The following is a 23,255-nucleotide window of genomic DNA, read 5'->3' as shown; positions in this document are numbered from 1 at the left end:
ACAATGCCTACTCACACCCGTATTCGCATGTTCAACACCAAGCAAACCTACCCCAACCAGAGCCTGGACAACGACCTGTGCCAGGCCGTGCGTGCCGGTAACACCGTGTATGTGCGTGGCCAGGTGGGCACGGATTTCGAAGGCCAACTGGTGGGCCTTGGTGACCCGCGGGCCCAGGCCGAACAGGCGATGAAAAACGTCAAGCAGCTGCTTGAGGAGGCGGGCTCGGATCTGTCGCATATCGTCAAGACCACCACCTACCTGATCGACCCGCGCTACCGCGAACCGGTGTACCAGGAAGTCGGCAAGTGGCTCAAGGGCGTGTTCCCGATCTCCACCGGGCTGGTGGTCTCGGCCCTGGGCCAGCCGCAGTGGCTGATGGAAATTGACGTGATCGCGGTTATTCCCGAATAAGGAGCCACCCATGACCTTTTCAATCGTCGGCCGCTGCGCGGACACCGGCCAGTTGGGCATCGCTATCAGCTCATCGAGCATCGCCGTGGGCGCCCGCTGCCCATGGCTGCGCCCCGGTGTGGGCGCGGTCGCTACGCAAAACATCACATTGCCGGCCCTCGGCCCCGACGTGCTCGATTTGCTCGAACAAGGCCTCACGCCTGCCGATGCCATCGACACCGCCTTGACGCGCAACGGCTATAGCCAATACCGGCAATTGACCGCAATCGATCACTTGGGCCGCAGCGTGCATTTCAGCGGCAGCGAAACCCTGGGCACCCACAACGCCGTGTCGGGCGAACAGTGCGTAGCGGCGGGCAATATGCTCGCTGACCGGGGGGTGATCGAAGCGATGGTCCAGGCTTTCGAGCACGGCGAAGGCCAACTGGCCGACCGCTTGCTCGCGGCCATGCATGCCGCCATCGCCGCCGGCGGCGAAGCAGGTCCAGTGCATTCGGCCGCGCTGGTGGTGGTGGGCGAGCTGACCTGGCCGATCATCAACTTGCGCGTGGATTGGGCCGATGAAGCGCCCATCGACGAACTGCAAACACTCTGGGACGCCTACCGCCCGCAAGTGCAGGACTACATCGACCGCGCCCTCGCCCCCGACCGCTCGCCGGGCTACGGCGTGGCCGGTGACGAGCGATGAGCCGCAGCCGCGAACTGCTGCAGACGCTGGTGGGGTTCGACACCACCAGCCGTGAATCCAATTTGCAGTTGATCGAATTTGTGCGCGATTACCTGGCGGGCTTCGGCGTAGCCAGTGAGTTGATCTACAACGAATCGCGCAGCAAGGCCAACCTGTTCGCCAGCGTCGGCCCGGTGGAACTGCCCGGCATTGTGCTGTCGGGGCACACCGACGTGGTGCCGGTGGATGGGCAACCCTGGACCCTGCCAGCGTTTCAACTGACCGAGCGTGACGGCAAGCTGTATGGCCGTGGCACCGCTGACATGAAGGGCTATATCGCCTGCGTGCTGGCGCTGGTGCCGGAACTGATCGAGGCGCCGTTGCGCCTGCCGGTGCACATCGCCCTGTCCTACGACGAAGAAGTCGGCTGCCTCGGCGTGCGTTCGCTGCTTGGCGTGCTGGAACAACGGCCGGTAAAACCGCTGCTGTGCATTATCGGCGAGCCGACCGAGCTCAAACCCGTGCTCGGCCACAAGGGCAAGCTGGCGATGCGCTGCGAGGTGCATGGCGAGGCGTGTCACTCAGCGTATGCACCGTCCGGTGTGAATGCGATCGAGCATGCCGCCGAGTTGATCGGCGAACTGGGGCGCATCGGCCAACGCTTGCGCGCACGCCAGGACCCGCGCTTCGATCCGCCGTTCAGCACCGTGCAGACCGGAGTGATCAGCGGCGGCAAGGCCCTGAATATCGTGCCGGCCGATTGCCGGTTTGATTTTGAAATACGTGCCCTGCCCTCGACGGACCCAGGTGAAGTAGCCGAGGCGTTGCAAGCCTACGCCATGCAAGAGGTACTGCCGCGCATGCAGGCAGTGAGCCGGCAGAGCTCGATCCGGTTCACCGAGTTGTCGGCCTACCCGGGCTTGGTCACCGATGAGCGCAGCCAGGCCGCCGAGCTGATTGCGGCGTTTTCCGGTTCCAGGGCGTTCGGCACCGTGGCGTTTGGCACCGAGGGTGGGCTGTTTGATGCAGTCGGTATCCCCACCGTGGTGTGCGGGCCGGGGAGCATGGACCAGGGGCACAAGCCGGATGAATTTGTCAGCCTGGAACAGCTCAAGGGTTGCGATGCGATGTTGCAGCGGATGCTCGACGCCATCCGCCTCTGAATGCACTACAAATCAAATGTGGGAGGGGGCTTGCCCCCGATAGCGGTGTATCAGTCAACTTATCTGTAGCTGATCCACCGTAATCGGGGCAAGCCCCCTCCCACATTGGACCTTGTGTTTTTACCCGAGTAATCGTGCCAGTTCTTCGCGGCAGTAATCGACGAACAACTGCACCGGTTTGGTCAGCGGTGCGCGCTTGAGCCACACGGCCGACAACCCGGAGCCGGTGACGGTTTCCACCAACGGAATACACACCACCTGCTGCCCATCATAGGTGTACTCGCTGAACGGCTTGGTCACCAGGATCGAAAACCCGAACCCACGCCCCACCATCCCGCGCACCATCTCGATGGACGGCGAGCTGAATACGATATTCGGCGTCAACCCGCGCTCTTCAAAGATGCTCACGAAGTAGGTCCGACTGGGCAGCACGTCCAGCAGGATCATCGGTTCCAGTACCAGGTCCGCCAACGACACTTTGGCCTGCCGGGCAAAGCGATGATCGGCCGGCAACAACGCGTACGGCTGCTGCGGCGGCATCAGCGGCGTGGTTTCGATGGAGCCGCCCAGGTCGTGCTCGAACAGCATCGCCACATCGATGGTGCCCGCCGTCAGCGCCTGTACCAGCTCCTGTTGCTCACCATCGCGAATACGGATCTCCACCCCTGGCCAGCGCGCCTTGAAGCCGGCGATCAGGCGCGGCAGGTACAGCGGCGCCACGGTTTCAAAGCAGCCGATATCGATCTGTCCGGCCACCACATCATTGTCCGCCAAGGCGTTCTGTTCGAACTCATGGGCCACGCGCAACAGCTCCAGCGCCTTGCGATAGAACCGCGCGCCGCTGGGGGTCAGGGACACGCCCTGAGCGTGATGCCGGATAAACAACTGCACGCCGAAACTGTCTTCCAACTGCTTGATCGCCGTGGAAACCGACGGCTGCGCGATATACAGCTTGCGCGACGCCTCGGCGACGCTGCCGCATTCGGCCGTGGTGACGAAATATCTGAGTTGGCGCAGGTTGTAGGCAGCCATCGGGCCTCCGAAAAACAGGGTGTTTTGCCCCAGACCAGTGCAGGAAAAACCGGCTTTTTTAATCGATCCGAGCCCATGCAACATACCGGAGCAAAAATCACCGCGAGATACTTTTTTTAAGGTCTGTAGCAACAAACTTACTAATTTACCTCCCCGTGTCCATTGCAGATGATCGCTGCAACAACAAAGCGCCGCCGTTGCTGCGCACAGCGAAGTACGTCCACGTACTCACCTTGCCTTGGAGCTCGTCATGGTTACCACTGCAACATCCTCCGCCCCGCTTATCGAAAAACACACGATTGGATACGTGCCCCCGGAAGATCGCCATGGAAAGGTAAGAGACCTGTTCACCCTGTGGTTCGGCGGCAACATCGCACCGCTGCCGATCGTGACCGGCGCCCTGGGGGTGCAGTTGTTCCACCTCAATCTGGTGTGGGGCATCGTCGCCATCCTGGTCGGCCACTTGGTCGGCGGTGTGTTGATGGCGTTGCACTCGGCCCAGGGCCCGCAGATGGGCATTCCGCAGATGATCCAGAGCCGTGCCCAGTTCGGCTCCCTTGGCGCGTTGTTGGTGGTGGTGATTGCCGGCGTGATGTACATCGGCTTCTTCGCCTCCAACATTGTGCTGGCCGGTAAGTCCCTGCACGGCGTGGTCGATGCGGTACCGGTGCCGGTTGGGATCGTGATCGGCGCCATCGGTTCCGGGATCATCGGCATCATCGGCTATCGCTTCATTCATGTGCTCAACCGTATCGGCACCTGGGTACTCGGTGCCGGCATCGTGCTGGGCTTCGGCTATATCTTTACCCATGTGCAGACCAGCGACTTTTTGACCCGTGGCAGCTTCAACATTTCCGGTTGGCTGGCCACCGTGTCCCTGGCCGCGCTGTGGCAGATCGCCTTTGCGCCGTACGTCTCGGATTACTCGCGCTATCTGCCGGCCGATGTGCCCGTCGCCGCCACCTTCTGGACCACCTACCTGGGTTCGGCGCTGGGTTCGAGCCTGGCCTTCATCTTCGGCGCCGTCGCCGTGCTCGCCACGCCTGTCGGCATGGACACCATGGAGGCGGTCAAACTCGCCACCGGGTCCATCGGCCCCTTGATGCTGGTGCTGTTTTTGCTCAGCGTGATCAGCCACAACGCCCTCAACCTGTACGGCGCGGTGCTGTCGATCATCACCCTGGTGCAGACCTTCGCCTACCGCTGGATCCCCACGGCGAAAAGCCGCGCGGTGATCTCGATTGTGGTGCTGGTGGCCTGTGCGATTGCGGCGGTGTTCGCCTCCAAGGACTTCATCGGCCACTTCGTCGACATGGTGCTGGTGCTGCTCGTAGTGCTGGTGCCGTGGACCGCGATCAACCTGATCGACTTCTACGCGATCCACAAAGGCCAATACGACATCGCCTCGATCTTCCGCGTGGATGGCGGCATCTACGGCAAGTACAACCCCCAGGCGCTGCTGGCGTATGCGGTGGGAATCGCGGTGCAGATTCCGTTCATGAACACGCCGCTGTACGTGGGGCCGATCTCCGAACACATCAATGGCGCGGACTTGTCGTGGGTGGTGGGGTTGGTGGTGACGTCGCCGTTGTACTTCTGGTTGGCCAGTCGGGACAGTGCGTATAAGCGCCGGATGGATGGCGGGAAGTTGGTGAGTGGGGTTTGATACAGAGTCTCGGTTTTCTGTTTTTGAAAGAACTGCATCCGACCAACCTGGCATGCCCAACTCGGTCAAAACTGTGGGAGGGGGCTTGCCCCCGATGGCGGTGTGTCAGTCACTGTAGGTATTGACTGAACCACCGCTATCGGGGGCAAGCCCCCTCCCACATTTGGATCTCAGTGGCGTCTTCTACCCCGTTACCAACTCCCCGACGCCCCGCCGCCACCGCTGGAACCACCGCCACCGGACGAGCTGCTGCCGGAACTGGAGCCGCTGGAACTCGAACCGGAGCCACCGCCCGATCCAGACCCCGAGCCCTCGCCGACCTTGCCGAAAAGAATCAACGCCACGAACGACGCGATAGGGAACGCCAACAGCCAGCCGTCGCGGCCGTGATCGATCACCAGCCCGGCCACCCCATACACCACGCCCGCCGCCACCAGTCGCACGATAAAACCGGTGCGGCTGGTTCGCCAGGTGTGCCGCATGATCAGCAGCAGCACCAGGTACAACCCCAGCACCACCAACACGCACACCGGCCACAGCAGCCAATGGATGAAACTGATGTCCACGTAGCGGTCCGCCACCACCAGAGCGGCGATATAGATCAACAACCCGATCACGCCGTAGAACAGCGCCCGCACCTGCCACAATGCGCCAAACAGGGCACCGCCGATCACTATGGTCAGCGGCATGACAAACAGAAACATCGGCCATTCCCGCCCGCCGCCCAGCAGCGTCAGTAACAGCGTGGCCGCCGCCGCAACGATCAACGCCTTGTGCCAGTGCAGTTTGCGGGAAGCCAGCAGCACACCCAGCAGGCCGCCCAGCACAAATGCCACCAGTAGCGCGATGAACTGCGGATTGATCCGGGGCGCGGCCACCTCGGGCAGGTCGCCGCCGTCCACCAGCACCGTCAGCGCGTCCACGCCCTGTTGAACACCGCCGGCAAAGTCGCCCTGACGAAACGCGGGGGTGATGCGCTCTTCGATGATGCGATGGGCCAGCAGGTCGGTGACCGTGCCTTCCAACCCGTACCCCACCTCGATGCGCAAGGTGTGATCGTTCTTGGCCACCACCAGCAGGATGCCGTCGTCGACGTCCTTGCGCCCCAGTTTCCAGGCGCGGAACAGTTGGTTGGCATAGTCTTCGATGGCGGTATCACCAGTGCTGGGCACCAGCAATACGGCGACCTGCGCGCCTTTGCGCTGCTCCAGGTCGGCCAGTTGCTGCTTGAGGCGCTGGACGCTGTCCGCGTCGAGGGTGTTGGTCAGGTCAATGACGCGCTGGTCAAGCGCAACGCCGATAGGCGAAGTGTCGGCCCTGGCGGTGATCAACAGACTGGCCAGTACCAGAACCAGCACGCTCAAGACTGATTGCCGTAGCATCACCATCATGTATTGTTACCTGAAGTTTCTTCCTGAAGGCGCCGACTTTACCCTATCTGCGTGCAAGCGCGTGACCCAGGGCCCGCGACTCTCTAAACTGCCGCTACGCCGCATAGCACTAAGCCATCTACGAGAACGCCATGGACCTACGTCACCGCAACAACGTCAGTGTGATGGGCCAAGGGTCTTCGACCCTGGTGTTTTCCCATGGCTTTGGCTGCAACCAGGCGATGTGGAATGCCCTGGCGCCGCATTTTCTCGAACGCTTTCGCGTGGTGCTGTATGACCTGGTCGGTGCCGGGCTGTCGGACCTCAGCGCGTTCGATAAAGACAAATATGCGACGTTGGGCGGCTATGCCCGTGATCTCAACGAAATTATCGACGCCTACGCCCAAGGCCCGGTGATTCTGGTGGGGCACTCGGTCAGCGCAATGATCGGCATCCTTGCCGACCGTCTCGCCCCGGGGCGCGTGGCGGCGCATGTGATGATTGGCCCATCGCCGTGCTATATCGACACCGACGGCTATGTCGGCGGTTTCAAGCGCGGCGATATCGACGACCTGCTCGACACCCTCGACAGCAACTACCTGGGCTGGTCCAGCAGCATGGCGCCGGTGATCATGGGCGCCCCGGACCAACCTGAACTGAGCGCCGAACTGACCGCGAGTTTCTGCCGCACCGAACCCGACATCGCCAGGCAATTTGCCCGGGTGACCTTTCTTTCGGACAACCGCCAGGATGTGATCGGCCTGACCACGCCCGTATTGATCCTGCAGTCGAGCGACGACTTGATCGCGCCCGTGGCCGTTGGCGAATACCTGCATGCCGTGCTGCCCAACAGCACCTATCACCTGGTGGACAACATCGGCCACTGCCCGCACATGAGCGCGCCCCAGGCGTGCGCGGCGGCGATGGACACGTTCCTGGCGCCGTGGGCAATCGCCAATGCCGGCTGAGTCGCTGTTCGACAACGCCGCCTGTGCCCTGGCGGTGACCCGGCAAGACGGTACGATTGTGCACGCCAACCAGCGCTTGAGCGACTGGCTCGGCCTCAGCGCAGCCCAACTGATCGGGCAACGCTTTCAAGACCTGCTGACCATGGGCGGACGGATTTTCTACCAGACCCATCTGGCGCCGATGCTGCGTATGCATGGCAGCGTCAACGAGGTGAAGCTCGACATTCGCCATCGCGACGGGCACAAAGTCACGGTGCTGCTCAATGCCAGTCAGCGCCAGCAGGCCGAGGGCGTGGTGTACGATCTGGCGCTGTTCGGCACCACCGACCGCGACAAGTACGAGCGCGAGCTGCTCAACGCACGCAAGCTGGCCGAAGCGCTGCTTGAAGAAAAAACCGCCACCGAACGGGCCCTGCACCAGGCCAAGGCCGAACTGAGCGAGGCCTATGCCATTGCCCAGCAACGCGCGTTGTTCGCCGAACAGATGGTGGCGATTGTCAGCCACGACTTGAAGAACCCGCTGACCGCGATCCGCATGGCGTCGGACTTTCTTCGACGCGGCGAGCGCACGCCCAAGGAACTCCAGTTGCTTGGGCATATCGACCAGTCGTCCGAACGCGCCCAGCGCATGATTGCCGACCTGTTGGACTTCACCCAGGCCCGGGTCGGCCAGGGCATCACCATCAGGGCCCAACCGCTGGATCTGCACGACGTGATTCATCGCGCCGTGGACGAACTGCGGGTGGCCTTCCCCAGAGCCACGCTGGTGCATCAAACCCAGGGCCTTGGCAATGCGTGCCTGGATGCCGACCGTGTGCAGCAGGTGATCGGCAATCTCGTCGCCAATAGCGTGGCCTATGGCGACCTGCAACAGCCGGTCACCATCACCTCGCGCCTGGGTGCCTGGGGCGCTGAGGTGTCGGTACACAACTACGGCGCGCCGATTCCGCAGACGTTGCTGGCCGGGCTGTTCGAGCCCATGACCCGCGGCACTCACCAGGGCAGCGATGTGCGCAGCGTAGGCCTGGGCCTGTATATCGTGCGCGAACTGGCCAGGGTGCACGGCGGCGATGTGGCGGTTAGCTCCTGCGCGACGCGCGGCACCACCTTCAGCGTGACGTTCCAGGCAGGTACGCCGTACCTTGCATGATCGGCTCGACGCTGCCCGTCAATACCACCCCGCCCTGCCCGTCCCACTGCACCGTCAGCGTGCCGCCGTCGCATTCGACTTCTACCTTGTCATCGAGCAGCCCGCGCCGCACACCGTTGACCACCGCCGCGCAGCAACACGACCCGGAGCCTAAAGGCACGCCACCGCCACGTTCCCAGATACGCAGGCGGATACGGTTGCGGTCAAGCACCTGGACAAAATGCACATTGGTCCTGGCCGGGAACAGCGGGTGACGTTCCAGGGCCGGGCCGATGGCTTGGACATCGACGACGGCGATGTCGTCCACGAAAAACGTGCAGTGCGGGTTGCCCATGCCGCAGGCAGCCGGCTCACCGTCGATAGGCAGCACGCGGGTGTCCATCGCCCTGGCCAGCGGCACGCCGGCCCACTCCAACGAAGGCGCGCCCATGTCTATCGAGACGCGCTGGCCACTGACGCGCACGCATGTCAGCAAACCTCGGTCGGTGCGCAGCACAATGGCGTGGGTGCCGGTTTCATGCATCAGGCGATCAGCAACGCCGCGTGTCGCGCTGCCGCAGGTTTGCAGGGGCGTGCCGTCGGTGTTCCAGAATTGCACGCGGGCGGCGGCGTCTTCGCAGTCGAGGATCACGGCGAGCTGATTGAAACCGATACCGGTGTGTCGATCCCCCAGGCGCCGGGCGATTTGCGGGGTAATGGGGTTATCCTGGCCACGGCGGTCGATGATGATGAAGTCGTCGCCGTGGGCGTGCATCTTCACGAAGGGTAAAGTCATGGGCAGTCCTGTGGTCAACTGAGCAGCCCTACTCTAACACCCCTGTAGGAACGAGCTTACTCGCGAAAAGCGCAGGGACCGCACGTTTTTACCTGGAACTACGCGTTATCGTTGACGTTTTTCGCGAGCAAGCTCGCTCCTACAAAAGGATTGGTGGACCATGCTTATCGTATTCAGCGGCCTGCCCGGCACCGGCAAGACCACGATTTCCAGGGAGTTGGCGCGCCGGATGGGCGCGGTTTATCTGCGCATCGATGTGATCGAACAAGCGCTGCGCGAGTCTGGTGCACTGGCCGGCGATGTGGGTGCCGCAGGCTACGGCGTGGCGAATGCGCTGGCATTGAGTAATGTGCGTGTGGGCCAGCGAGTGATCGCTGACTGTGTGAACCCGGTAAGGGAAAGCCGTGAGGCTTGGCGGGCCGTGGCCCTGGCGGCGGGCGTCGAACTGATCGATATTCTGGTGGTGTGTTCTGATCAGCAGGAGCATCGGCGCAGAGTGGAAAGCCGTGAGGGCGATATTCCAGGACTGCTGCCGCCGACATGGCCATCGGTGCTGGCACATGAGTATGAAGCCTGGGACAGCCCGCCCTTCACGCTCGATACGGCAGCGTTAACGCCTGCGCAGGCCGTCGCCGCAGCCCATGCCTATCTGTCGAGTGTGAGAGCTGTTGAGCGTTAGCGCAGCTCCCACCCCCGATAGGCGTCAGCCGGGAAAATTGGCGCGCAAGGCCTTCAGGCCATCGCCGTACACGCCGGTAAAGAGCTCCTCCACCGCCGCATCCGTGGTGCCCGCAACCGGTGTAAACACGCCGGACCAGGTCACTTTCGCCGACGCGTCAGTCAAGGCTTCAACCTGCAAGGTCGCAAGGTAGGCGCTCACCGGAAACGGCGACTGTTCAATGGTGTAGCTGTAGGTGCGCGCCACATTGTCGAAGGTCTGCAACCGCTCGACAATCTCGCCGCCATCAGCGGTATGCAGGTGGCGCACGCGGCCGCCTTCGCCCGACTCGCTCCTGGCGATAAAGGGCAGCCAGTCAGGCAAGCTGTTGAAGCCGCCGATCAGGTTCCAGACCTGGTCCGCCGACGCAGGGATTTCAATCACAGAAGAGGCTGTTGCCACGGTGAATACTCCATAACATTAATACAATTCAGATCGCCATGCTGTCGACCACACCGCCGTCGACCCGCAACGCGGCACCGGTGGTGGCAGACGACAGCGGTGAAGCAATACCACGGTGGCGCCGGATTGCGCCAGCGGTGCGGTGCCAAAGCCTATTATGCCGGGCTGGGCGGACCGCCGTGGCTGAGCTACACCGCGCCGCTATGGGCGGCATGGCATCGGATCAACTTGCGGCCGAGGCTATTTAACGGATGCTCCACAGCGCAAATGTGGGAGGGGGCTTGCCCCCGATTGCGGTATATCAGCCATAGATGAGCTGACTGACCCACCGCTATCGGGGGCAAGCCCCCTCCCACATTGGACCGAGTCCGTATTCGATAACTTGTAAAGCTCAGCACTTCCCCCTAGCTTATGCGCCCCCCGTCCAGCGCTTTAAGGCCTTGCCCATGGTTTTGCGTTTTCGTCCCGTCGTCACGTCACATTTCGCCCTCGGCCTGCTCCTCAGTGGCGGCATCGGTAATAGCCTGGCGGCGCAGATCGAACTGCCGGCGGTGAAGGTCCAGGGCCAGGATGAGTCCGGTTATCGCACTGATACCGCCGCGGTCGGCGGCTTCGATGAAGCGCCCCTGCTCGATACCCCGGCCTCCATCAGCGTGATCAACGCCGCACTGATCAAGGACCAGCAAGCCCGCCTGCTCAGTGAAGTGCTGCGCAACGACGCCTCGGTGGGCGACAGTTACGCGCCCATCGGCTACTACGAAAACTTCGTGGTGCGTGGTTTCTCGCTGAATGCGGCCAGCAGCTACAAGATCAATGGGCGCACCATCACCGGCGAGCAGAACGTCGCCCTGGAAAACAAACAACAGGTCGAAGTGCTCAAGGGCCTGGCCGGGTTGCAGAGCGGCATTTCCGAACCCGGCGGCGTGATCAACTACGTGACCAAGCGCCCTGAGGATGTGCGCTCGGTGACGGTGTCCACCGATGATCGCGGCAGCGGTTATCTCGCCACCGATGTCGGCGGCTGGTTTGGCAGCGAGCAACAATTTGGCCTGCGCGCCAACGTCGCCCATGAAGACCTCAATACCTACGTGGAACACGCCAACGGCCAGCGCGACTTTGTGTCCCTGGCCTTTGACTGGAACATCAGCCCCGACGCGGTGCTGCAACTGGATGCCGAATACCAGAACAAACAGCAACGTTCGGTGCCGGGTTATCAACTGCTGGGCGGCACTGAAGTGCCTCACGACGCCTCGCCGAAAAAACTCCTGGGCCATCAGATCGGGGGCAAGCAGGTGGGCATCGATTCACTGAACCTCAACGGCAAATTCGAATACCGTTTCAGCGACCAGTGGAAAGGCAGCCTCAGCGCGGCGCGCAGCAAGGTGGTGATTGACGATTACAGCTCATTTGCCTGGGGCTGCTACGGCTCGACCAGCTGCAGCTCGGCAAGCGTGCCGAACTACTTCAGCCCCGAAGGCAATTACGACGTCTACGACTACCGCAGCCCCGACGATACGCGTCGCGACGACGAAATCCAGGCGGCCATGACCGGCCTGTTCGACACCGCCGGCATCGGCCATGAACTGACCTTCGGCACCAGCGCCTTTCGCCGGGTGATCGACAAGCGCAAGTCGGTCAACGAGATGATTGGCACCGCCAATATCGACGAACAGGTGCCGAGTTTTACCCCCACCGACAAGCCGTTGAACGACAGCCACCGCAACCTCGACAGCCGCCAGTACGGGCTGTTCGTCACCGACCGCATCCGCTTCAACGAGCAATGGCAAACCCTCCTCGGTGGCCGCGAAGTGCGCCTGGATGAAAAAGCCTTCGACGGCGTCACCGGCAAGCAAACACGCCACACCCAGCAGTACGTGTTCCTGCCCCAGGCTTCATTGATCTACAAACCGGTGGACAACGTTTCGCTGTATACCAGTTACAGCAAGGGCCTGTCTTTGGGCGGCACTGCGCCGTGGTTCGCAAAAAACGCGGACGAAACACTGGCGCCAACGCTCTCGCGCCAGCTCGAAGCCGGGGTGAAATACGACTGGCGCCGTATCAGCTTCGCCGCCGCCGTGTTCCAGACGCGCCAGGCTTACCAGTACGCCAAGCCCGACAGTGGCGGCTTCACCTACGTGCAACAAGGCCAGCAGAAAAACACCGGGATCGAACTGTCCGCCAATGGCTGGGCCACCGACCGCCTGCAGATCGCAACCAGCGTGGCCGCGATTCGGGCACGGGTAACCGGCAGCGGCACGCCGGACTACGAAGACCACCAGGCGATCAACGTGCCCACGCTGCGCGCCAGCCTGTACGCCGATTATGCGTTGCCGTGGGTCAATGGCCTGGCGGTGCTCGGCGGTGTGCAATACAGCGCCAAAAAGTACGCTAACCGCACCGGCAATGTGGAAGTGGGCGATTATGCGGTGGTCAATATCGGTAGCCGCTACACCACCAAAGTCGATGGCTATGAAACCGTGTTTCGCCTAAGCGTCGACAACCTGTTCGACAAGCGCTACTGGCGCGACGCCGGCGAGTACATGGGCGATGACTACCTGTTCCAGGGCGCGCCGTTGACGGCGCGCCTGAGTGCATCAGTGAATTTCTGATTATTTGGGCATCTTGCGGAACCCCACCGCCAGGCGGTTCCAGCTGTTGATGGTGGCAATCGCCACACTCAGGTCGACCTGTTCCTGCGCGCTGAACTCGGCCGCCAGGGCGTTGAAGTCTTCATCGGGGGCGTGGGTCTGGCTGAGCAGGGTCAGGCTTTCGGACCAGGCCAGGGCGGCGCGTTCACGCGGGGTGAAGAACGGCGTTTCACGCCAGGACGACAGGGTGTACAGGCGGCGCTCGGTTTCACCGCCCTTGCGCGCATCGGCGGTGTGCATGTCCAGGCAGAATGCGCAGCCGTTGATTTGCGAGACGCGCAGGCGCACCAGTTCCAGCAGCGGCAGTTCGATGGACAGTTTGCCGACTGCCGCCTCCAGGGCCAGCATGGCTTTCATCGCGTCCGGGGAGGCGGTGTAGAAATCGGTACGGGTTTGCATGGTGGAACTCCAGAACGGTGGGATTGGTGCGCAGATTAGTCACCTGGGCGTTCTGGAGAAATAGCCAATCCGGGCGAAGAACAGGTGACCAATCTACAGGCCACGGCTCCTCAACCACTGCAGGAAACCTTTCTTCACCGGCACCACCGGCGCGTCTTCGGTCAGCGCCTGGGCGGCGTGCACACGGAAGTCGAGCAGCGCCTTCATGGCTTCGCCGATGTCATGGCGCGCGTCCAGGCAAGGCTTGAGGTATTCGTTTTCGATGCGGTACAGCGTGCAGAAGGTCTTGGCGGTGAAATCCGCCAGGGTGGCCTGATCGGTGAGGATGCCCGATTCGCCAATCACCTCACCCGGCCCCATGCGCCCGGCCTCGAACGTGTGGCCGCCCTTGACCAGCATCACCGAGACCACGCCGGACTCGATGATGAACAGGTGATCGCTGACCTCCCCCGCCGGCAGGATCATGTCGCCGGCGCGGTAGGTGTGCAGGGTCATGTTCTGGCTGAAGGTGTCCTTTTCTTCCTGGCGCAGGGTGGAGAAGATCGACGACCGCTCAAGCAGTGCCCGCGCGCCGGAGACCGTGGCGGGCGTGCTGCCTTCGGTGGCGGACAACAGCCCCACGCCCGCCGCCTGCAAATGCCGGAAGGCCAGGTCGTAAAGCTGGTTGCGCACTTCGCGCTTGAGGCCCATGGCCGGCACGAAACCGCTGATTTCATATTCCACGCCGCCACTGGCCGAGGCCTTGAACGCTACGCTGGGTGCCGGCTTGGCCAACAACGGGCGACAGCCCTGCATCGCCCGCTCCAGAGCCTCGATCACGGTTTGCGGGCGCGCATGGGGGCTGACTTGCAGGCTGACCGTCAGGCCGAACATGTCCGCCGGGCGCGAGAAGTTGATGATCTTGGCCTTGGCCGCCAGGGAGTTGGGGATCACCGCCAGGCTGCCCTGGGAGGTCTGCAGGCGTGTGGCGCGCCAGTCGATATCGGTGACGCGGCCTTCGGTGCCGTCGATGGAGATCCAGTCGTCGATCTGGTAAGGCTTGGTGGTATTGAGCACGATCCCGGAAAACACGTCGCTCAGGGTGCTTTGCAGCGCCAGGCCGACGATGATCGCCACGGCGCCGGAGGTGGCGAGCACGCCCTTGACCGGCAGGTCGAGCACGTAGGCCATGGCGGCGATGATCGCGATCAGGAAAATCACCGCGCCCATCAGGTCCTGCAACAATCGCCCGGTGTGGCCGACCCGCTGCATCATCACCGCGCCGAGCAGGACCGTGAGGGTGCGCGCGGCGAACAGCCACCAGCCGATCTGCAAGGCCGTGGCCGCCAGGTGCCGGGCGGTGTCGTCGACATAGGGCGCCGCCTGCATGGGGTTCATGCCGTCGTTGAACAACACTGCGCTGAACACCGCGAAGATCACCAGCCGCGCGGCGAGTTTCCAGTTGGCCAGCGTGGGGGTGATAAGGCGCCATACGGCGATGTCGATGAGAATTAGCGCCAGGGCGCACACCATCGGGTTTTCAGCGATAAATGAGGGCATCCAGGCGACTCCAGGGCGAATGCCGAGAAGATCGCATGAAATGGGATTGGCGGGTATAGCAAATGTGGGAGGGGGGTTGCGGCCGGCCGACAGCTACTCAACTGACACGCCGCGGTCCACTGTGGGAGGGGCGGTGCGACGATTCGACTTGCCCCCGATGGCGGCCTCTGGGCCGACCAGGATGGTTGGATTGGACCGGGTACATATCCGTTTCTGCGGTAACGGCTGCTATGGGTTCCGCTTTTACAGCGGCTCACTTTTGAAAAGCGCAAAAGTAAGCAAAACGCTCTTGCCCCACCACTCGGCACCTCGCTTAGGCTCGGTGTGCCCGAACGCAGGCTTGAATCCGTGGGCCGCCGCAATGGGCCATCCCTGGCCCAGTGCGGCTAACCCGGCGTCCTGCCGGGTTACCCACGGATTCAAGCCTGCGTTCGGCCAGCGTGGTTTAACGGGGCGCCTAAGATCAAGATCAAAAGCGACTCGCTGCGCATCGTGGTTACGGGTGGGCGCGGCTGCTTTATGTAGGAGCGAGCTTGCTCGCGAAAAACTCACAGGCGCCGCGTTGAGTCAGGTAGCACGCGTTATCGTTGACGTTGACGTTTTTCGCGAGCAAGAGCTAGGCGCCCCCCTCGCTCCTACAGAAGGCGGTGTACGCTTAACAGACTGGCATTCAGGGCAAGCCCCCTCCCGCAGGGCTTGCGCCAGGCTTCTGGCCTTCAGGCCTGCATCCGCCCGAACTTGCCGGATTGGAAATCGGCAAACGCTTGGTGGATCTCCTGCTCGGTGTTCATCACGAACGGGCCGTGGCCGACGATGGGCTCGTCAATCGGCTCGCCGCTGAGCAGCAGCACTTTGGCGTCGTCGTTGGACTCCAGGGTGATGCGGTCACCGTCACGCTCGAACAACGCCAACTGCCCCTGGCGCGCGACTTCCTCGCCATTGACTTGCACGGTTCCGCTCAGGATCACCAGCGCGGTGTTGCGCCCGGCGTGCAGGTCCAGCGTAACCGCCTTGCCGGGATTGAGGCGCAGGTCCCACACGTCAATGGGCGTGAAGGTACGGGCAGGCCCCTGGGTACCGGCGAATTCACCGGCGATCAGGCGCAGTTGCCCCGCGTCGCCCGCCAGCGGCAATACCGGGATATCGCCATCGACGATGGTCTGGTAACCGGCGTCGGCCATTTTGTCCTTGGCCGGCAGGTTGACCCACAGTTGCACCATCTCCAATGCCCCGCCTGTGCGGGCAAAGGCTTCAGAGTGGAATTCCTCATGGAGAATGCCCTTGGCCGCCGTCATCCATTGCACATCGCCCGGGCCGATTTTGCCGCCGGCGCCGGTGGAATCGCGGTGCTCGACTTCGCCGTCATAGACGATGGTCACCGTTTCAAAGCCGCGATGCGGGTGCTGGCCGACGCCGCGACGAGTTTCGGTGGGGGTGAAATCGGCCGGGCCGGCGTGGTCCAGCAACAGGAATGGGCTGATGTGTTTGCCCATGGTGTCGTAGGAAAACAGCGTGCGTACCGGAAAGCCGTCGCCGACCCAGTGGGCGCGGGGGCTGGTGTAGAGACCGATCAGTTTTTTCATGGTGTACCTCCAAAGTGCCTACACCATAAGTCCCAAAGCCGCAGAGCACTAGCCGGCGAAAGCGGCCCTGATCGTCCTATGTATAGGACAGTGCCTTGGGCGCGCGCTGACGCAACAGATGAAAGGCGACGAAGGCCGTGACGGCAAAGGCGGCCTGGATGACGATCATCGGCGTCGCGCTACCATCGCGTAGCTGGCTCAACAGCACGCCGCTGCAGGTGGCGCCGAACATCTGCGCGAAGCCCATCAGCCCGGCCGCCAGCCCGGCGCGGTGGGCGTTGGGCATCACCCCGCCCGTGACCGCGCCGGGCAATACCAGCCCGCCGCCAAGCGTGGCCAGGGCTATGGGAATATCCAGGCCCGCCACGGAGAGCCCGAACAGCGCATAAATCAGCAGTGCCAACACCCCGCCCGCGGCAACCAGCGTCACGCCCATCGTCACAATCCGCTGCGGCCCGAGGCGCAGGATATTGCGCCGGGTATAGGTGGAACCGACGATCAGCATCGACACGATCAGGCCGAAGTTGATGCCGTACTCCAGGCTGCTCAGGCCCAGCAGGTTGATAAACACCGCCGACGAACCGGCAATCACCGCAAACATGGCCCCGTAGGTACAAGCCAGGGCCACCGCGTAGGCGCGGTACGGGCGGCCCTTGAGCAAATCCAGGTACTGCCCGCCGAGGGTGCGCCAATGCGCGGCCTTGGGGTCGAGGTAATGGTTGCTCTCGCGAAAGAACAGCACCGCCAGCAGCCACACGACGCTGCCGATCATCAGGGCGAGAATGATTGGCGCGTGCCAGCCGAACAGCTTGATCAGCAAGCCGCCCGCCATCGGCGCCACCACGATGGCATAGAGCATGCCGATCATGGTCAGCGCCAGGGCCGGGCCTGCCTCGGCTTTCCATACGTCACGCACCACGGTGCGTGCCAGCACCAGCGCGGCGCACGCCCCCAGGCCTTGCAGCACGCGGGCGGCGATAAATTGATGAATGTCGGTGACCAGCAGCATCGACAGCGTCGCCAGCACATACAGCGTCAGGCCGGCGAGCAATACCGGGCGGCGGCCGATGCGGTCCGACAGTGGCCCGAACAGCAACTGCCCCAGGCCGAATGCACCGACAAACGCCGACAGCGCCATCAACGCCGAGCCTGGCGGCGCCGCCAGCGCCTGCTCGATGGCGCCCAGGCCCGGGATGATCAGTTGCGTCGAGACTTCACCCAATGCGGTGAGGGCAACCAACAAGAACAACAAGCTGCGTGAAGGTGCCGTGGGGTTTGCCATGGGGAATATCCGGGGGCTGGATTAATTTATATTTCGACCATAATATTAGCAAAAAATTATGTCCATAATTTTTTACCCATGATCACCCAGGAGTCCGTCATGCCCCCTCTCCACCTGCGCCTTTTCACGCCCCTGGCGTTGTTGATGATCCTCAGCGGCTGCAACAGCCAGGCCGACAACGCCGCCCAAGTCTCGCCGCCGCGTCCGGTGCTGGCCGTCAAGGTCGAGGCTGGCGGCACCCAGCAAAGCGCGTATACCGGCGTGGTGGCGGCCCGCACAGAAAGCAACCTGGGCTTTCGGGTCAGCGGCAAAGTGATCGAACGCAAGGTCGATCCCGGCCAGCACGTCTCCCGTGGCGACACGCTGCTGGTGCTGGATATCGGCGACTTCGAACTGGCGTTGCGCTCGGCGAAAAACCGCGTCAACGCCGCCCAGGCACAGTTGCGCCAGCGCCGTGACGACGAAAACCGCTACCAACGGCTGGCCAGCACCGGCGCGGTGTCGCGGCAGATCTTCGACCAGTCGGCGACCAACCTGCGCGTTGCCGAAGCGGAACTGGCGGCGGCGCAATCGGATGCCAGCCAGATCGAGAACCGTCGCACCTATTCGGTACTCAAGGCCGATGGCGACGGCATCATCACCGATGTGCTGGCTGATCGCGGCCAGGTGGTCGCCGAAGGGCAGATCGTGGCGCGCCTGGCCCATGACGGCGCCCGCGAAGCCATCGTCAACCTGCCGGAACAGCAACGCGCCCGGGCTGCGCAAAACGCCCTGGCCTTCCCGTTCGGTGCGCCGGACCAGGCCGTTACCGCAACGCTGCGCGAGCTGTCCGCCAGCGCCGACCCCACCACCCGCACCTACCGCGCGCGCTACGTGTTGCACGGCCCGGTCGAGCGTTTCGCCCTCGGTTCCACCATTACCGTGCGCCTGCAAGGTGACGGCCAGGCCCAGCAAACCCGCGTGCCCATTGGTGCATTGCAGGACGCGGGGCAAGGCACCGGCGTGTGGCTGATCGGTGACGACAACACGCTCAGCTTCGCCCCGGTGAAAGTCGCCAGCCTCGGCCAGGAAGAAGCCCTGCTCGACAGCGGCGTCACGCCTGGCCAAACCATCGTCGCCCTCGGCGCGCACCTGCTGCACAGCGGTGACCGGGTGCGCCTGCTGCCCGCCCAGGCGCTGGCCCTCAACCGCAAACAGGACCAATGAGCATGCGTGGAATCAACCTCTCGGAACTGGCGGTCAAGCACCGCGCCGTCACGCTGTTCCTGATCATCGCGATCATCGCCGCCGGGATCTTCGCGTTCGGCAAACTGGGGCGCGCCGAAGACCCGTCGTTCACGGTCAAGGTCATGACCATCACCGCCGCCTGGCCCGGCGCTACCGCCGAGGAAATGCAGGAACAGGTGGCCGACCGCCTGGAAAAGCGCCTGCAGGAACTCGATTACTACGACCGCGTCGAGACCATCGCCCAGCCGGGTTTCGTCTCGATGCGCATGACCTTCCTCGAATCCACGCGGCCGAGCGAGATACAGGACCTGTTCTACCAGACCCGTAAAAAACTCAGCGACGAAGCCGCGAACCTGCCCAAAGGCGTGATCGGGCCGTTTTTCAACGATGAATATTCGGATGTGTACTTTGCGCTGTACGCCCTGGAGGCCGAGCACCTGCCCCATCGCCAGCAAGTGCAAATGGCCGAAACGCTGCGCCAGGGCCTGCTCAACCTGCCGGGGGTGAAGAAGGTCAATATACTCGGCGAACAGGCCCAGCGTGTATTCGTCGAATTTTCCTATGAGCGCCTGGCGACCCTGGGCATCAAGCCCGAACAGATCTTCGCCGCCCTCGCCGCGCAAAATGCCGTGGCGCCTTCGGGCTTCGTCGAAACCGCCGGCGCCCGCGCCTATATCCGTATCGATGGCGCCTTCGACAGCCTGGCGCTGATCGAGAACGTGCCCTTGCAAGTCAATGGCCGCGTGCTGCGCATCGCTGATGTGGCGACGGTGCGGCGTGGCTATGAAGACCCGCCCAGCTACCGCATCCGTCATCAGGGCGACCCGGCGCTGATGCTCGGGGTGATCATGGAGAAGCACTGGAACGGCCTGGAGCTGGACAAGCGCCTGCAAGCCCAGGAAGCCCGGATCCAGGCCGACCTGCCCCTGGGCGTGAATTTCGCCAAGGTGTCCGACCAGGCAAAAAACATCAGCCTGGCGGTGAACGAGTTCATGCTCAAGTTCTTCGTCGCCCTGGCCGTGGTGATGCTGATCAGCCTGCTGGCCCTGGGCTTTCGTGTGGGGCTGGTGGTGGCGGCGGCGGTGCCGCTGACGTTGTCGATCGTGTTCGTGATCATGCTCGTCACCGGGCGTGAATTCGACCGCGTCACCCTCGGCGCCCTGATCATTTCCCTGGGCCTGCTGGTGGACGACGCGATCATCGCCATCGAGATGATGGTGGTCAAACTCGAGGAAGGCTTCGACCGCATCCATGCGGCCACCTACGCCTGGAGCTCCACGGCGGCGCCCATGCTGACCGGCACGCTGGTGACGATCATCGGCTTCCTGCCCGTGGGGTTCGCGCGCTCCGGGGCCGGCGAATACGCCGGGAACATCTTCTGGATCGTGGGCTTTGCCCTGATTTCCTCCTGGTTGGTGGCGGTGGTGTTCACGCCGTACCTGGGCGTGAAGCTGTTGCCGCAGATCAAGCCGGTGCGCGGCGGGCACGATGCGATTTACGCCGGGCGCTATTACCAGAAACTGCGCAGCCTGGTGGAGATCTGCGTGCGCGGGCGCTGGCTGGTGACCGGGATGGTGGTGGCGGCGTTTGTGCTGTGCGGCCTGGGCATGGCAGTGGTGAAGAAACAGTTCTTCCCCGACTCCGATCGCTCGGAGCTGATCCTGGAGGTGTACATGCCCCCCGGCAGTGCCTTCAAAAGCACCGAAGCGGTGGCGGCGCAGGTCGAGAAAGCGTTGCTGCAGGAACCGCAGACGAGCATGGTCGATACCTATGTGGGCGGCGGCGCTCCGCGCTTTTTCCTGTCGTTGAACCCTGAGATGCCGGACCCGGCGTTCGCCAAGTTGATCGTGCAAACCCCGGACTCCCACGCCCGCGATGCGTTGAAAGTGCGCATGCGCGAACGCATCGCCGCCGGTGAGTTTCCAGCGGCGCGGGTGCGCGTCACGCAATTGGTGTTCGGCCCGCCGGTGCCGTTCCCGGTGGTGTTCCGCGTGTCCGGGCCGGACCTGGACGTGCTGCGCGGGCTCTCCGAGCACGTGCGTCAAGTGGTGGCCGACAACAGGCTGACCCGCGACGCCTTCCTCGAGTGGGGCGAGCGCGCCAGCGGTTATCGCCTGGTGCTGGACCAGGATCGCCTGCGCCTGCTCGGCTTCACGCCCGATGAGGTCAAGTCCCAGCTCAATGCCCTGCTCAGCGGCAATCCGATCACCGAAGTGCGTGAAGGCAACCGCACGGTGTCGGTGGTGGCCCGCGCCCAGGGCAGTCAGCGCGAAGACCTGGGCAACCTCAACAACATGACCCTGACCAACAGCGCCGGCACCTCGGTGCCGCTGGCGCAGGTGGGGCATTTCCAGGCGGTGATGGAAGAACCGATCCTCAAGCGCCGCAACCGCGCGACCACGGTGGAAGTGCGCGCCGACATCATCGACGGCGTACAACCGCCCGATGTGGAAATGGCCGTGTACAAGGACCTGCAGCCGCTGATCGCCAAGTTGCCTGCCGGTTACCACATCGATATCGGCGGCCCGGTGGAAGAAAGCGCCAAGGCCAACGTCGCCCTGGCGGCGCTGTTCCCGATCATGATCCTGCTGACGCTCACGGTGATCATGTTCCAGGTGCGCTCCTTCGGCGTGATGTTCATGGTCTTCGCCACCGCGCCGCTGGGCCTGATTGGCGCGGTACCGACCTTGCTGCTGTTCAACCAGCCGTTCGGGTTCAACGCGATTCTCGGGCTGATCGGCATCGGCGGGATTCTGATGCGCAACACACTGATCTTCACCGACCAGATCCGCCAGAACCAGGACCACGGCATGCCCATACGCGAAGCCATTGTCGAAGCCACCGTGCGTCGCGCGCGACCAGTGATCCTCACTGCCCTGGCGGCGGCGCTGGCGTTTATTCCGCTGACGTTGTCGGTGTTCTGGTCGTCCCTGGCCTATGTGCTGATCGGCGGAGTGCTGGTGGGCACCGTGTTGACGCTGTTGTTTTTGCCGGCGCTGTGCAGCCTGGTGCTGCGCGACAGGCTTGTTGAAACTTCCCACGCAACTGCCGGATAAGCTCTACTCCCCTGCCCCGCAAACCGCTGCAAAGTCCCTCGCCTGATTATTCAGTGCGAGGGAGTGCAGATGGTTTTTTTCGTTAGGGCCCCGGTTACCGGGGCGGTCTTTTGATTCCGGTGCTTGCCAGCTTCGTCCTGGCCCCCATGGACCCCAAAGCGCCGGATGTTGAAAACGTGCTTGGGGATTTGCGCAATTGCCTGAACACCTTCGACGCGTGGGCCGACAGCTTTTTCAGTGGCTCGGCACTGGAAGTCGAGCAGGTGTTCAAGGTCGGTGACGACGTCGCACTGGTCGCGCCGATCTCTTCCGACACGCCCAGTCGCACCGTCGCTCAATGCAAGGCCCAGGGTGGGCTGACCCTGGTGCATCTGTTCGAGAGCACCCGCTTCGTCCCTATCGGCAACACGCCGGTCACGCTGCAAGCCATTGCACCGGACGGCACGCCCATTGGCGCGCCGCTGCACCGCACCATCGGCCCCAGCGGCTGGCTTGAAGTCCCTGAGTGCACCCGCGATCAGCAGTACCGAGTCACTTTCTACCCCAATGTTTCCAAAGATCACGTCAAGGCGCTGTATACGTCCTACCAGTCGGTCATCGCCGGGCTGGAAGCGGATCTGCGCAAGCAGTGGCGCGAGCGCTTCGAGCCTCAATGGGCCGATTTTGCCAAAGCCCCGCCCTTCAAGCGCAGCGCGAAACAGGGTGCGGCCTTTGCAAGCGGGATTGGCAAGGCGTTTTACAACCTGTGGGACAACATCACCGAGCTGTACGACCTGTTGGCGAATCTCAAGTCCAACAGCGAAAAGTTGCTGCAGTACCTTTCCCAGGCCGAACTGGACCAGTTACTCAAACTGGGTAAAGACACGCTCGCCCAAGGCTTTCTGGTGCTCAGTGACGAGCCGCTGCTGTTTATCTATTTGTCAGCAATGGTGGCCTGGATACGCCTGCTGCCGCCGCCCGAGATGTACGAACTGCTGGGTGAGATCACTGGCGAAGTCTTGATCAACCTGCTGCTGATATGGGCCACGCGGGGGATGGGGGTGCAGCTTCGGCTGGGGGCTCAGGTGTTGAGTTCTATCAAGTCCGGGCGGGCGCGGGCGTTGTTGGAGTTGCTAGCCAGGCAGGTGCCGGGGCCTGGGCTGGAAACTCACGTGCAGGCGGCCAAGCCTCTGTTGCTGAACAGTGCGGCGACGCCG

The 23,255-nt window shown here is 63.0% G+C and carries 18 protein-coding genes and 2 pseudogenes; 11 read left to right on the top strand and 9 right to left on the bottom strand.

Annotated elements, in window-relative coordinates; translation table 11 throughout:
- The first annotated feature begins 3 nt into the window (after positions 1-3).
- From BFP93_RS09700 to argE, 3 genes are read left to right on the top strand one after another with little or no spacing between them, the layout of a single operon-like run.
- Positions 4-414: a RidA family protein gene (locus BFP93_RS09700; protein WP_065884765.1), complete on the top strand. Its 411-nt coding sequence runs from the start codon at positions 4-6 to the stop codon at positions 412-414.
- A 10-nt stretch (positions 415-424) separates the two neighbouring features.
- Positions 425-1,102 (top strand): DUF1028 domain-containing protein, encoded by a 678-nt coding sequence (locus BFP93_RS09695; protein ID WP_065892920.1) that lies wholly within the window; start codon positions 425-427, stop codon positions 1,100-1,102.
- A complete protein-coding gene (gene argE, locus BFP93_RS09690) occupies positions 1,099-2,244 on the top strand; it encodes an acetylornithine deacetylase (protein WP_065892919.1) in 1,146 nt (381 codons plus the stop codon). The genes BFP93_RS09695 and argE overlap by 4 nt, the downstream gene beginning before the upstream one ends.
- 120 nt (positions 2,245-2,364) lie before the next feature.
- On the opposite strand, the gene BFP93_RS09685 is transcribed toward argE, so the two are convergent.
- A complete protein-coding gene (locus BFP93_RS09685; RefSeq protein ID WP_065884768.1) occupies positions 2,365-3,276 on the bottom strand; it encodes a LysR substrate-binding domain-containing protein in 912 nt (303 codons plus the stop codon).
- A 250-nt stretch (positions 3,277-3,526) separates the two neighbouring features.
- Here BFP93_RS09685 and BFP93_RS09680 point away from each other — a divergent pair, with 250 nt between their 5' ends.
- A complete protein-coding gene (locus BFP93_RS09680; RefSeq protein ID WP_065892918.1) occupies positions 3,527-4,942 on the top strand; it encodes a purine-cytosine permease family protein in 1,416 nt (471 codons plus the stop codon).
- A gap of 191 nt (positions 4,943-5,133) precedes the next feature.
- Here the strand turns inward: BFP93_RS09680 and BFP93_RS09675 are convergent, their stop codons facing one another.
- Complete coding sequence (locus BFP93_RS09675; RefSeq protein ID WP_065892917.1) at positions 5,134-6,333, bottom strand: TPM domain-containing protein; 1,200 nt, start codon at positions 6,331-6,333, stop codon at positions 5,134-5,136.
- A 131-nt stretch (positions 6,334-6,464) separates the two neighbouring features.
- On the opposite strand from BFP93_RS09675, the gene BFP93_RS09670 reads away from it, so the two are divergent.
- Both BFP93_RS09670 and BFP93_RS09665 read left to right on the top strand, forming a co-directional pair.
- Positions 6,465-7,280: an alpha/beta fold hydrolase gene (locus BFP93_RS09670; RefSeq protein WP_065892916.1), complete on the top strand. Its 816-nt coding sequence runs from the start codon at positions 6,465-6,467 to the stop codon at positions 7,278-7,280.
- Entirely contained in the window at positions 7,270-8,430 is a 1,161-nt protein-coding gene (locus BFP93_RS09665) for a PAS domain-containing sensor histidine kinase (protein WP_065892915.1), read from the top strand. Before BFP93_RS09670 ends, BFP93_RS09665 begins: the two co-directional genes overlap by 11 nt.
- On the opposite strand, the gene dapF is transcribed toward BFP93_RS09665, so the two are convergent.
- Positions 8,390-9,205 (bottom strand): diaminopimelate epimerase, encoded by an 816-nt coding sequence (dapF, locus tag BFP93_RS09660; RefSeq protein WP_065892914.1) that lies wholly within the window; start codon positions 9,203-9,205, stop codon positions 8,390-8,392. The genes BFP93_RS09665 and dapF overlap by 41 nt on opposite strands.
- Positions 9,206-9,365: 160 nt before the next feature.
- On the opposite strand from dapF, the gene BFP93_RS09655 reads away from it, so the two are divergent.
- Complete coding sequence (locus tag BFP93_RS09655; protein ID WP_065892913.1) at positions 9,366-9,884, top strand: AAA family ATPase; 519 nt, start codon at positions 9,366-9,368, stop codon at positions 9,882-9,884.
- 24 nt (positions 9,885-9,908) lie between these two features.
- On the opposite strand, the gene BFP93_RS09650 is transcribed toward BFP93_RS09655, so the two are convergent.
- A complete protein-coding gene (locus BFP93_RS09650; RefSeq protein WP_065892912.1) occupies positions 9,909-10,325 on the bottom strand; it encodes an SRPBCC family protein in 417 nt (138 codons plus the stop codon).
- A gap of 28 nt (positions 10,326-10,353) precedes the next feature.
- Positions 10,354-10,434: pseudogene (locus BFP93_RS28320) on the bottom strand (short-chain dehydrogenase/reductase SDR); the annotation flags it as partial.
- Between the two features lie 337 nt (positions 10,435-10,771).
- Here BFP93_RS28320 and BFP93_RS09645 point away from each other — a divergent pair.
- Positions 10,772-12,934, top strand: a complete 2,163-nt coding sequence (locus tag BFP93_RS09645; protein WP_065892911.1) for a TonB-dependent siderophore receptor — start codon at positions 10,772-10,774, stop codon at positions 12,932-12,934.
- Here the strand turns inward: BFP93_RS09645 and BFP93_RS09640 are convergent, their stop codons facing one another.
- The 4 genes from BFP93_RS09640 to BFP93_RS09625 form a co-directional block, all read right to left on the bottom strand.
- Positions 12,935-13,372 (bottom strand): carboxymuconolactone decarboxylase family protein, encoded by a 438-nt coding sequence (locus tag BFP93_RS09640; protein ID WP_065892910.1) that lies wholly within the window; start codon positions 13,370-13,372, stop codon positions 12,935-12,937.
- Positions 13,373-13,465: 93 nt separating this feature from the next.
- The gene (locus tag BFP93_RS09635; protein WP_065892909.1) at positions 13,466-14,911 is read right to left on the bottom strand and encodes a mechanosensitive ion channel family protein; all 1,446 of its coding nucleotides are present in this window, start codon (positions 14,909-14,911) and stop codon (positions 13,466-13,468) included.
- 716 nt (positions 14,912-15,627) lie between these two features.
- Positions 15,628-16,494, bottom strand: a complete 867-nt coding sequence (locus tag BFP93_RS09630) for a pirin family protein (RefSeq protein WP_065892908.1) — start codon at positions 16,492-16,494, stop codon at positions 15,628-15,630.
- Positions 16,495-16,570: 76 nt separating this feature from the next.
- Positions 16,571-17,776, bottom strand: coding sequence for a multidrug effflux MFS transporter (locus BFP93_RS09625; protein WP_065892907.1), 1,206 nt, complete (start codon positions 17,774-17,776; stop codon positions 16,571-16,573).
- Positions 17,777-17,875: 99 nt separating this feature from the next.
- Here BFP93_RS09625 and BFP93_RS09620 point away from each other — a divergent pair, with 99 nt between their 5' ends.
- The 3 genes and pseudogenes from BFP93_RS09620 to BFP93_RS09610 form a co-directional block, all read left to right on the top strand.
- Entirely contained in the window at positions 17,876-18,982 is a 1,107-nt protein-coding gene (locus BFP93_RS09620) for an efflux RND transporter periplasmic adaptor subunit (protein WP_065892906.1), read from the top strand.
- A 2-nt stretch (positions 18,983-18,984) separates the two neighbouring features.
- Positions 18,985-22,059 carry an efflux RND transporter permease subunit gene (locus BFP93_RS09615; RefSeq protein WP_065892905.1) on the top strand — a complete coding sequence of 1,025 codons (3,075 nt, stop codon included), beginning with the start codon at positions 18,985-18,987 and terminating at the stop codon, positions 22,057-22,059.
- A gap of 110 nt (positions 22,060-22,169) precedes the next feature.
- Positions 22,170-23,255, top strand: a pseudogene (locus BFP93_RS09610) (type IV secretion protein Rhs); the annotation flags it as partial.

Source organism: Pseudomonas sp. 44 R 15 (genome assembly GCF_900004965.1).
Classification (GTDB): Bacteria; Pseudomonadota; Gammaproteobacteria; order Pseudomonadales; family Pseudomonadaceae; genus Aquipseudomonas; species Aquipseudomonas orientalis_A.
Note: the sequence above shows the minus strand (reverse complement) of the source record. Positions and strands in the feature narration are given on the sequence as shown.

Bases quoted from the DNA above. Each gene is read 5' to 3' on its own strand.
- BFP93_RS09700 (WP_065884765.1), top strand. From the start codon at position 4: ATGCCTACTCACACCCGTATTCGCATGTTCAACACCAAGCAAACCTAC.
- dapF (WP_065892914.1), bottom strand. From the start codon at position 9,205: ATGACTTTACCCTTCGTGAAGATGCACGCCCACGGCGACGACTTCATC.
- BFP93_RS09615 (WP_065892905.1), top strand. From the start codon at position 18,985: ATGCGTGGAATCAACCTCTCGGAACTGGCGGTCAAGCACCGCGCCGTC.
- argE (WP_065892919.1), top strand. From the start codon at position 1,099: ATGAGCCGCAGCCGCGAACTGCTGCAGACGCTGGTGGGGTTCGACACC.
- BFP93_RS09645 (WP_065892911.1), top strand. From the start codon at position 10,772: ATGGTTTTGCGTTTTCGTCCCGTCGTCACGTCACATTTCGCCCTCGGC.
- BFP93_RS09620 (WP_065892906.1), top strand. From the start codon at position 17,876: ATGCCCCCTCTCCACCTGCGCCTTTTCACGCCCCTGGCGTTGTTGATG.
- BFP93_RS09675 (WP_065892917.1), bottom strand. From the start codon at position 6,333: ATGATGGTGATGCTACGGCAATCAGTCTTGAGCGTGCTGGTTCTGGTA.
- BFP93_RS09630 (WP_065892908.1), bottom strand. From the start codon at position 16,494: ATGAAAAAACTGATCGGTCTCTACACCAGCCCCCGCGCCCACTGGGTC.
- BFP93_RS09680 (WP_065892918.1), top strand. From the start codon at position 3,527: ATGGTTACCACTGCAACATCCTCCGCCCCGCTTATCGAAAAACACACG.
- BFP93_RS09685 (WP_065884768.1), bottom strand. From the start codon at position 3,276: ATGGCTGCCTACAACCTGCGCCAACTCAGATATTTCGTCACCACGGCC.
- BFP93_RS09635 (WP_065892909.1), bottom strand. From the start codon at position 14,911: ATGCCCTCATTTATCGCTGAAAACCCGATGGTGTGCGCCCTGGCGCTA.
- BFP93_RS09625 (WP_065892907.1), bottom strand. From the start codon at position 17,776: ATGGCAAACCCCACGGCACCTTCACGCAGCTTGTTGTTCTTGTTGGTT.
- BFP93_RS09640 (WP_065892910.1), bottom strand. From the start codon at position 13,372: ATGCAAACCCGTACCGATTTCTACACCGCCTCCCCGGACGCGATGAAA.
- BFP93_RS09655 (WP_065892913.1), top strand. From the start codon at position 9,366: ATGCTTATCGTATTCAGCGGCCTGCCCGGCACCGGCAAGACCACGATT.
- BFP93_RS09670 (WP_065892916.1), top strand. From the start codon at position 6,465: ATGGACCTACGTCACCGCAACAACGTCAGTGTGATGGGCCAAGGGTCT.
- BFP93_RS09695 (WP_065892920.1), top strand. From the start codon at position 425: ATGACCTTTTCAATCGTCGGCCGCTGCGCGGACACCGGCCAGTTGGGC.
- BFP93_RS09665 (WP_065892915.1), top strand. From the start codon at position 7,270: ATGCCGGCTGAGTCGCTGTTCGACAACGCCGCCTGTGCCCTGGCGGTG.